Annotated in this window: 13 protein-coding genes and 1 pseudogene; 5 read left to right on the forward strand and 9 right to left on the reverse strand. The window is 73.0% G+C overall.

What is annotated here, in order from left to right; genetic code table 11:
* Positions 1 to 481 (forward strand): autotransporter domain-containing protein (locus tag ACLBYE_RS28535; RefSeq protein ID WP_447696739.1); only part of this gene is annotated, 481 nt, incomplete at its 5' end.
* A gap of 45 nt (positions 482 to 526) precedes the next feature.
* The gene (locus ACLBYE_RS28540) at positions 527 to 724 is read left to right on the forward strand and encodes a hypothetical protein (RefSeq protein ID WP_447696740.1); all 198 of its coding nucleotides are present in this window, start codon (positions 527 to 529) and stop codon (positions 722 to 724) included.
* 102 nt (positions 725 to 826) lie between these two features.
* On the opposite strand, the gene ACLBYE_RS28545 is transcribed toward ACLBYE_RS28540, so the two are convergent.
* The 3 genes from ACLBYE_RS28545 to ACLBYE_RS28555 all read right to left on the reverse strand — a co-directional run bounded on the left by ACLBYE_RS28545 (position 827) and on the right by ACLBYE_RS28555 (position 3,638).
* Entirely contained in the window at positions 827 to 1,192 is a 366-nt protein-coding gene (locus tag ACLBYE_RS28545) for a response regulator (protein WP_447696741.1), read from the reverse strand.
* Positions 1,189 to 2,679: a sensor histidine kinase gene (locus tag ACLBYE_RS28550; RefSeq protein WP_447696742.1), complete on the reverse strand. Its 1,491-nt coding sequence runs from the start codon at positions 2,677 to 2,679 to the stop codon at positions 1,189 to 1,191. The genes ACLBYE_RS28545 and ACLBYE_RS28550 overlap by 4 nt, the downstream gene beginning before the upstream one ends.
* Positions 2,680 to 3,095: 416 nt before the next feature.
* Positions 3,096 to 3,638: a DUF3016 domain-containing protein gene (locus tag ACLBYE_RS28555; RefSeq protein ID WP_447696743.1), complete on the reverse strand. Its 543-nt coding sequence runs from the start codon at positions 3,636 to 3,638 to the stop codon at positions 3,096 to 3,098.
* A 204-nt stretch (positions 3,639 to 3,842) separates the two neighbouring features.
* Here ACLBYE_RS28555 and ACLBYE_RS28560 point away from each other — a divergent pair, with 204 nt between their 5' ends.
* Complete coding sequence (locus ACLBYE_RS28560; protein WP_020096525.1) at positions 3,843 to 3,971, forward strand: hypothetical protein; 129 nt, start codon at positions 3,843 to 3,845, stop codon at positions 3,969 to 3,971.
* A 10-nt stretch (positions 3,972 to 3,981) separates the two neighbouring features.
* Here ACLBYE_RS28560 and ACLBYE_RS28565 read toward each other — a convergent pair whose 3' ends face one another.
* Together ACLBYE_RS28565 and ACLBYE_RS28570 are read right to left on the reverse strand one after the other, a co-directional pair.
* On the reverse strand, positions 3,982 to 4,260 hold the full coding sequence (locus ACLBYE_RS28565; protein ID WP_447696748.1) for an adenylosuccinate synthase: 279 nt from the start codon (positions 4,258 to 4,260) through the stop codon (positions 3,982 to 3,984).
* 29 nt (positions 4,261 to 4,289) lie between these two features.
* Positions 4,290 to 4,538, reverse strand: coding sequence for a DUF6894 family protein (locus tag ACLBYE_RS28570; protein ID WP_020096527.1), 249 nt, complete (start codon positions 4,536 to 4,538; stop codon positions 4,290 to 4,292).
* A gap of 122 nt (positions 4,539 to 4,660) precedes the next feature.
* Here ACLBYE_RS28570 and ACLBYE_RS28575 point away from each other — a divergent pair, with 122 nt between their 5' ends.
* On the forward strand, positions 4,661 to 4,918 hold the full coding sequence (locus tag ACLBYE_RS28575) for a hypothetical protein (RefSeq protein ID WP_447696744.1): 258 nt from the start codon (positions 4,661 to 4,663) through the stop codon (positions 4,916 to 4,918).
* 92 nt (positions 4,919 to 5,010) lie between these two features.
* Here the strand turns inward: ACLBYE_RS28575 and ACLBYE_RS28580 are convergent, their stop codons facing one another.
* The 4 genes from ACLBYE_RS28580 to ACLBYE_RS28595 all read right to left on the reverse strand — a co-directional run bounded on the left by ACLBYE_RS28580 (position 5,011) and on the right by ACLBYE_RS28595 (position 6,895).
* Positions 5,011 to 5,469 (reverse strand): MucR family transcriptional regulator, encoded by a 459-nt coding sequence (locus ACLBYE_RS28580; RefSeq protein WP_447696745.1) that lies wholly within the window; start codon positions 5,467 to 5,469, stop codon positions 5,011 to 5,013.
* 316 nt (positions 5,470 to 5,785) lie between these two features.
* Positions 5,786 to 6,010 carry a hypothetical protein gene (locus ACLBYE_RS28585; protein ID WP_447696746.1) on the reverse strand — a complete coding sequence of 75 codons (225 nt, stop codon included), beginning with the start codon at positions 6,008 to 6,010 and terminating at the stop codon, positions 5,786 to 5,788.
* Between the two features lie 105 nt (positions 6,011 to 6,115).
* Entirely contained in the window at positions 6,116 to 6,265 is a 150-nt protein-coding gene (locus ACLBYE_RS28590) for a hypothetical protein (RefSeq protein ID WP_020096531.1), read from the reverse strand.
* A 114-nt stretch (positions 6,266 to 6,379) separates the two neighbouring features.
* Positions 6,380 to 6,895, reverse strand: a complete 516-nt coding sequence (locus tag ACLBYE_RS28595) for a GAF domain-containing protein (RefSeq protein WP_447696747.1) — start codon at positions 6,893 to 6,895, stop codon at positions 6,380 to 6,382.
* 384 nt (positions 6,896 to 7,279) lie between these two features.
* Here ACLBYE_RS28595 and ACLBYE_RS28600 point away from each other — a divergent pair.
* Positions 7,280 to 7,456: pseudogene (locus ACLBYE_RS28600) on the forward strand (porin family protein); the annotation flags it as partial.

Consider the following 7,456-nt stretch of genomic DNA (forward strand, 5'->3'; position numbering starts at 1 on the left):
CTTTGCCGGGTACGCGCTGGCGACCGGCCTGCCGGTGGAGGTCGTGCCGGAGGTGGGCTTCAGCTACGACCGGCTGACGCGGGGCCGGGTGTCCGAGCGGGGCGGTCTGGTCGGGCAAGGTCTGGTCAACCCGGGCTTCGGCGGGCAGGGGTTCGCGGTGGCGGATCTCGACGCGGCGCGCAGCCTGGTCGGCGGGCGGGTGACGAGCTGGGCGTTGGCGGGCATTCCGGACCTGCGGCTGGAGGGTCGGGCGTACTGGGCGCACGAGTTGGCCGACACGGCGGCGGTGATCCGCTCGAGCCTGTTCGGGGCGGGGTTCGCGGGCCGGACGAGCGCGCTGGGCCGGGACGGCGCGGTTCTGGGGGTGAGCCTGACGGGGGCGGTCGCCGAGGGCGTGCGGCTGTCAGTGGGCTATGCCGGCGACGTCCGAACGGGCGCCACCGCCCAGGTCTTCTCCGCCGGCCTCCAGGCCGCGTGGTGAGGGGCGCCGCCTTTACCCGGCCGGCGCCGTGGTCCGGAGGCGCGCATGAGCGGAAGAGACGGCCCGGATGAGCCACCGCCCGAGCCCGCACCGGCAGCCCGCCGGCGCGGCTTCTTCCGGCGGGTGCTCGACGGTCTCGAAGCCGTCGAGCTGCTGGTCCAGGCGGGCCGGCTGGTCTGGTGGCTCCTGAGAGGCCTCTGGCTGGCCGCCGGCGCGATCGTGCGCCTCTTCGGGGATCGCTGATGCGCGGCGCCGGCAGCGGCGCGGGAATCGATGTCCGCGCGGATTTTTCACGGGAAACATCCGCGGCGCCGCCCGGCCCGCGCCACCGGCAGCCGGGAAACGTCAGCCGAACAGCGCCCGCGCCACGACCTGCGGGTCGATCGGCTTCTGGCAGAGGGCGACGGCGCCGTGGAGCGACGGCACGGCGACCGGATCGTAGCCGGTCGCGAACAGGAACGGCACGCCGCGCGCGTGCAGCGCGTCGGCCACCGGATAGACGAGCTCGTCCTGCAGGTTGATGTCGAGGACCGCGCCGTCGATCTCGGTCGTGCCGGCGATCAGCGCCAGCGCCTCGCCGACGCTCGCGACCGGACCCAGCACCTGGGCGCCGCCTTCCTCGAAGCCCGACTTGAGATCGACGGCGATGAAGTAGTCGTCCTCGACCAGCAGGACCCGCCTGCCGGCCAGCGCGCGTGGTTTCGAGGTCATGCGGGGTTGCCTGCGGCTTCTCCCTCGGGGAGCGGGATGTTGATCGAGCAATGTAGCGCCGTGGCGCCGAGTTCGTAGCTGGTCGTCGCCTTCAGGGCGTAGGGCAGGGCGTGCTCGATCAGTTCCCGCCCGTAGCCGCCCCGCGGCGCCGCGTCCGCCAGCTCCGGTCCGCGGACGAGGCCCTCCTCCACCCACTCCACCAGCAGCCGGCCGCCGCCGTCGTCCGCCCGGTAGGTCCGCCACGTCACGCTCAGGCGTCCCTGCGCGGTGGTGAGGGCGCCGTATTTCAGCGCGTTGGTGGCGAGTTCGTGCAGGGCCAGCGCGAAGGTCTGCACCGTCGCCTTGCGCAGCCGCACCACGGGCCCGTGCAGCCGGATGCGCGCCGGCATGGCCGGGGCGTCGAGGGCGGCGAGTTCCGTCTCGATCAGGGAGCGGAGCGTGATCGGTTCCTGATCGGAGCGCGAGAGGAGGCCCTGGACCCGGGAGAGGGCGGACAGGCGGTCGTTGAACCGCTGCCGGAACGTCTCGCCGGGCCCGGTCTGGGCCATGGTCTGCTTGGCGATGGAGCGCACGACGCCGAGGAGGTTCCGGGTTCGGTGCTGCAGCTCGGCGACCATGACCTGCTGCCGCTCCTGGAGCTGGCGCAGATCGTCGATGTCGGTCGAGGTGCCGAGCCACTCGACGATCCGGCCCTGCGCGTCGCGGACCGGCGCGGCCCGGGTCTGGAACCAGCAGAACCGGTCCTCGGCGGCGTTGCGGAGCCGGTGCTCGAAGGAGAGGTGGCCGCTCACCGGCGCGTCGCGCCACGCGGCCGCGGCGACCGCCTCATCGTCCGGATGGACCGCCGCCAGCCAGCCCCAGCCCAGGCTCGTCGCGTCGGTCTGCCCGGTATAGGCGTGCCATTGCGGGCTCGACCAGATGCAGGCCCCGTCGATCGCGGCGCGCCAGACGAGCTGGGGGATGCCCTGGGCGAGGGTGCGGAACAGTTCCTCGCTCGCGCGCAGGCGGCGCTCGGCCAGAACCCGCTCGGTGCTCTCGACCACGATCGCGATGACCCCCGCCGGGCGCCCGTCCTCCCCGAAGACCGGCGAGTAGTCGAGATTCATCCAGACCGGCTCGGGCCGGCCGTAGCGGTGCAGGGTCAGTTGCTGGTCCTTGTACGACAGCGTCCCGCCGGCGAGGCCGACGCGCATGACGTTGTCGTTGAAGTCGGCGACCTCCGGCCAGCCCTCGCGCACCTTCGAGCCGAGGAGCTCGGGATGGCGCCCGCCCGCGAAGCCCGAATAGGCGTCGTTGTAGATCATGATGCCGTCCTCGCCCCAGAGCAGCACGATCGGCACCGGCGATTGCAGCAGCGTGCTGACCGCGAAGACCAGGCTCCGCGGCCAGTCGGCGATGGGACCCAGCGGCGTCCCCGCCCAGTCGAAGCTCCGGACGAGGTCGGCGAGCTCGCTGCAGCCGGCCGAGAAGATGCGGGCCTCGCTCATGCGGTGACCGACTCGTGAGGCTCCGGCTCGGGCGAGCGCAGCGCGGATGGCGGAAGCCCGGTCCGCGACCGGTCGGGTCGGCCGGCCCGGCGGGCGGGTCGCGCCGACGCTACTACACCGCTCCTCTGCCCGGTAGGGGCGCCGCCGGCTCCGGCCCGGTCGCGTCGTCGGGCCGGCAGACGGGTTCTAGAGCCGTTCCGATCGGGTTGGGACGCAGGCGATCGGCGAGCCCGTGCCGAACGAGGCGCGGGTCCCCTCTCCCGTGCGGGAGAGGGACAGGGTGAGGGGTGCGACCTGTCCGGAGAGACCTGATCCCTCACCCCAACCCTCTCCCGTGCGGGAGAGGGGGCCTGGCGCGGCTGGCGAGACCGGGCTCGCCGTCCTTCCCGACCGCTGCAACATGGTCGGATACGGTTCTAGCCGCGGCCCGCGGGCTCCGGGAAGCGCCGGGCGAACCAATCGCGCAGGATCTGCCGCTCGTAGTAGAGGCCGCCAGTGGAGAAGCGGGGATTGGACGTCAGCAGGAAGTTGATGTCCGTCACCGTGTCCGCGCCCTGCGCCACGGTGCGGCCGCCGCGACGCAGGCTGTAGGCGAGGCGGATCCGCGGCGGCGTGGCGTCCGTCACGACCCGCAGGCCGGTCGGGGTCGCGAAGCCGGGCCGGTCGAAGCCGGCGAGATCGACGTCGAGCACCGTGATGTCGAGGCGCTCGTCCGGGCGGAGCCGCGCCGTGCCGAGATCCGTGAAGATCCGGGTCAGCTCGGCCAGGGTGACCCGGAGCGGCTGCCCGGAGCCGAAGCGGTTCTCGGCATCGGTGTACCGCTCCGGCGCGGCGTAGCGCACGGTCACCTGCGCCTGTGCCGCCGGTTGTGCCCGGGCCGGGGCCGCGAACGACCCGATCACCGCGAGCGCGGCCGCGGCCGCGAGCGCGGCCGATCTTCCGGCGAGACGCGTGCGCATACCGAACTCCTCTCCGCCTGTGGCGGCCTGACCGGGGCAGGCCTGCCGGGAAGAACCGCGCGAAGAGGGCCCGGTATCCGGTGCCCCGCGCGGATGTCCGGCTGCGACCGAATGGCGCCCGACCGTCCATAGTCTCGCCGTGATCCGGGCGCCTCGTAGCGCACCCGGCCCGAGGGGCGAGCCGGTCATGGGAGTCCGACGCGCATGATGAACTCTGTTCTCGCGCTTCTCACCGTCGTGGCAGTGCTGGTGGTCACGGCGCTGATCAAGCTGCCGCTCCTGCCGTTCCGCCTGGTCGGCCGCCTTCTGCGGAGCCGCCCGGCGGCGGCCTGACCCGCGCCGCTCAGGCCGCCGCGTCGATGACGAATTCCATCCCGCGACCCGGCCCCTGATCGGAATAGTCGACGAGCGCCAGACCGCGCTCGGCCAGGGTCGCCTCGACGGTGTCCCGCTCCCGGCGCACCATCTGACCCACCGCCAGCGGGGTCAGCCGGGGACTCGCGCGCCGCAAGCGGTCGACGCCGATATGGGCCGGCGTGCCCGTGTCCTCGGCGAGCCGGGCCAGGGCCAGACCCAGGTCGCGCGCCTTGGTCTCGGCGGCGGATCTCGGCTTGAACGCCATCTGCTTCTCCTTCTGCTCGGCCACCCGTCTCAGGCGGCCCGCCTGTCGACGCACACATCCGGGAAGGCCCGGATCCAGACCCGGCGGCCCTTGGCGTCGTAGACCTCGACCTGCCAGCCCGACCAGTCGAACCGCTCCACGACCCGCTCCATCAGCGCGAGCGCGACCCGATCGGCGTGGGCCCGCACCTGCGCCGCGTTCGGAAACCGGCTGCCGCGCAGATCGGTCACCAGCTCGTGGCCGTCCGTGCAGTGGAAGCGGTAAAGCCGCGTCGGCATTGAGCTTCCCTCGATCAATCCACAGCACTCCACCGCGATCCGGGAACGGGGCGCATCCGCGGTTGAACCCACCGCGCCGATGCGCTTTGTTCGTGATATGTTCTATACGGATTCGAACGGCGATGCACCCAGATCCCGAGGTGGCCCCTGCGGAGTTTCGTCTCAGGGAGGCCGAGACGATCGCCGGTGCCTATCACCGGGCCGCGAAGGGCGACGCGTGGACCGCTCTCGTCGCGGCCATCGCGGACGCTCTGGCCGATCTCGACGCGCTGGAGCGGCGCCTCGCCCGGCAGGGCGGGCTGATCTCGCTGGGCTACGCCCGCGGCCGCACCGGGGCGGGCGGGGTCCGGGCGCGGGGCCACTCCGGCCCGGAGGGTTGAGCGCCCGGCAATGACAGCGCGGTCGGCCGGGCGGTCGGGCGGTCGGGCGGTCGGCGGTGTCGCCGCCAGGGCGGGCGACACGCCTGCCGGGGTCAGTGGTCCGTGCCGCCGCGCCGCGCCATGGCGCCGGGCTGGCCGAGGCCGATCGCCTTGGCGAGGGCCGAGCGCTGCTCGGCGTAACCGGGGGCGACCATCGGATAGTCGGTCGGCAGGCCGTAGCTGTCGCGGTAGCTGCGCGGATCCAGGCCGTGGCTGGCGAGGTGACGCTTCAGCGTCTTGTAGAGCTTGCCGTCGATGAAGCTGACGATCCCGTCGTGCCGGACCGACTTGCGGATCTGGGCCGCGGTCGGCTTCTCGACCTCGGCCTGTGGGGCCGCGCCGGCCTGCGCCGCCGGCGTCCCGGCGACGAGCCCGCTGATCGCGCCGTGCACGCGCGCGATCAGGGCCGGCAGCTCCGCGGCCGGCACCGGATTGTTCGACACGTAGGCGGCCACAAGCTCGGCGGTCATCACGGCCAAGGTGTTGGATGTCTCATCGAAGGTCTCATTCATGATCGGACTTCCAGCGAGCGATTTACGTTCCCACGGTTTGGGCGCGGTAAGGGTTTAAACAGCGTAAATATAGAACGAAGACTCGATGAATATCTCGAGATTTTCTGGCACCGCGCGGGCGCGCGGTCCGTCGACCCGGTCGGACACCGTCGGGGATCGCGGCGCGCGCGGTCGCGGGTGATCCGGCTGCCCGCGCGGCAGCCCCGACCGACCGTGTCGGGCGAGCCGCGCGAACCGGCCGCGAACCGGCCGCGAACCGGCATGGAGGCGGCGGCGTATCCCGGGCGGCGATGGCTAGAGTCGGGGTCGGGGCGCCTCAGCCGGCGCCGTATCCGCCCTTCCGGTTGTCCGGCTGCGGCGCGGCCGGCCGGGTATCGTAGCCGCCGCTCTCCGGCGCCGCCTCGGTGGCGGGCTCAACCGGACCCGGGGCGTGGGGACCGCTGCCGCCGGCCGCCGGATCGGGGCGCTTCTCCGGGGCTGCCGGCCGGCCCGGCGGGACCGTTCCCAGGGCTTCCCGCGCGGCGTCGACATCCTGTCCCATCCGTCCCTCCCTGCGGTCCTTTGTGTAGGGCCAAGGCGGGAGGTCCCCGCATGTTCCCGGCGCGGTCGCCGGCACCGGCGTGCCGGGCGACGCGTCGGCGCGGCCTCATTTCCGCTCGCCGGTGGGGTTGGGCGTCGCGGACGTGTCCGGCGCGACCGCCGGATTGACGGGCGTGACCTTCGACCACGTGGCCGCGATCGCCACGATGGCGAGCAGCAGGACGATGAAGATGCCGATGAGGGTGAGGCGCTTCATGTGGCGGGTCTGGGTCTTCCGTGCGGGGCCTTGAGGGCGGGGAACGGCCGGGACGGCCGATCGATCCCGGCCCGAACGGGATCCCGCGGCCGCCGATCCGCGCGGCCTCGACCGTCACGACTCTGCCGGACGCGACCGCGCCAGGGCGGCCGCCGCGTGCCGGGCTAGGTCCTCGAGCCGGCGGACCGTCGCGTCGTCCGGGATGACCGAGGCGCACCAGTAGGCGCCGAGCGCGGCGACGGGCTCGGGCGCGCCGATCGGCACCATCACGAGGCTGCGCATCGAGGTCAGGCGGTAGAGGGCGAGCGGCACCCGGGGATCGTGCTCGATGTCCGGGATCACGATGGTCGCCGCGTCGAGCATCGCGCGGCCCGAGACGCAGGTCGTCAGCGGGAACCTGCGGCCGCGCCACAGCGGCTCGATCGCGTCCTCGGCGGCGTAGAAGCAGACGTCGCCCTCGCGCAGGACCACCGCGATCCCGTCGGAGCCCGCGATCGCCCGCGCGGTCTCGCGCAGGATCGCGACCGTGTCCTCCAGAGAATGGGCGGTCGCCAGGCTGCGACAGGCCAGAGCCAGGCCCGAGGCGGGATCCAGGGGGCGTTCCTCCGTGTGGGACGCGGCCGCGCGCACGCCGATCGAGCGGGCGACAATCCGTGCGGTGTCCCGTGCGGTAGTCGCCGCGCGAGCGTGACGGGCACCGGCCCGGTGGGCAACAACCTGGATCAAGCGCATCGCCGACGGGATCGGGCGTACCGAGATCGCGCGCCGCCGCGCGGAGATGAGCTGCCGCGACCTCCGCATATTGGTCGTCGCGGCGGAACCCCGCGACAGAAGTCGCGAAATAGTTCCGCGACACCGGATCACGACGCCGCGATGATGTGCTCCAGCGCACCTTTCGGTCCACCGGCTCCGGACCCCCGCCGGCGCTGTTGCAACAATGCACTATCGCGCCCTCACATCCTGACGTCCTGTCCGCCCCGCACACATCCCGTCCAACGGGAGACAGAGGACCAGATGATCAAGAAGCTTCTGCTCGCGAGCGCCGCCACGGCTCTCCTGACCGGCGCCGCCTCGGCCGCCGACCTGCCGCGCCGCGCCGCCCCGCCGCCGGTGTTCACCCCCGTCCCGGTCTTCACCTGGACCGGCGCCTACTTCGGTATCAACGCCGGCTACGCCTTCGACGCCAGCGAC

The organism is Methylobacterium sp. A52T (assembly GCF_053346095.1).

What these genes read in the sequence shown, in the direction of transcription:
- ACLBYE_RS28540 (WP_447696740.1), top strand. Translation starts at nt 527, where the DNA reads ATGAGCGGAAGAGACGGCCCGGATGAGCCACCGCCCGAGCCCGCACCG.
- ACLBYE_RS28545 (WP_447696741.1), bottom strand. Translation starts at nt 1,192, where the DNA reads ATGACCTCGAAACCACGCGCGCTGGCCGGCAGGCGGGTCCTGCTGGTC.
- ACLBYE_RS28550 (WP_447696742.1), bottom strand. Translation starts at nt 2,679, where the DNA reads ATGAGCGAGGCCCGCATCTTCTCGGCCGGCTGCAGCGAGCTCGCCGAC.
- ACLBYE_RS28555 (WP_447696743.1), bottom strand. Translation starts at nt 3,638, where the DNA reads ATGCGCACGCGTCTCGCCGGAAGATCGGCCGCGCTCGCGGCCGCGGCC.
- ACLBYE_RS28560 (WP_020096525.1), top strand. Translation starts at nt 3,843, where the DNA reads ATGATGAACTCTGTTCTCGCGCTTCTCACCGTCGTGGCAGTGCTGGTG.
- ACLBYE_RS28565 (WP_447696748.1), bottom strand. Translation starts at nt 4,260, where the DNA reads ATGGCGTTCAAGCCGAGATCCGCCGCCGAGACCAAGGCGCGCGACCTG.
- ACLBYE_RS28570 (WP_020096527.1), bottom strand. Translation starts at nt 4,538, where the DNA reads ATGCCGACGCGGCTTTACCGCTTCCACTGCACGGACGGCCACGAGCTG.
- ACLBYE_RS28575 (WP_447696744.1), top strand. Translation starts at nt 4,661, where the DNA reads ATGCACCCAGATCCCGAGGTGGCCCCTGCGGAGTTTCGTCTCAGGGAG.
- ACLBYE_RS28580 (WP_447696745.1), bottom strand. Translation starts at nt 5,469, where the DNA reads ATGAATGAGACCTTCGATGAGACATCCAACACCTTGGCCGTGATGACC.
- ACLBYE_RS28585 (WP_447696746.1), bottom strand. Translation starts at nt 6,010, where the DNA reads ATGGGACAGGATGTCGACGCCGCGCGGGAAGCCCTGGGAACGGTCCCG.
- ACLBYE_RS28590 (WP_020096531.1), bottom strand. Translation starts at nt 6,265, where the DNA reads ATGAAGCGCCTCACCCTCATCGGCATCTTCATCGTCCTGCTGCTCGCC.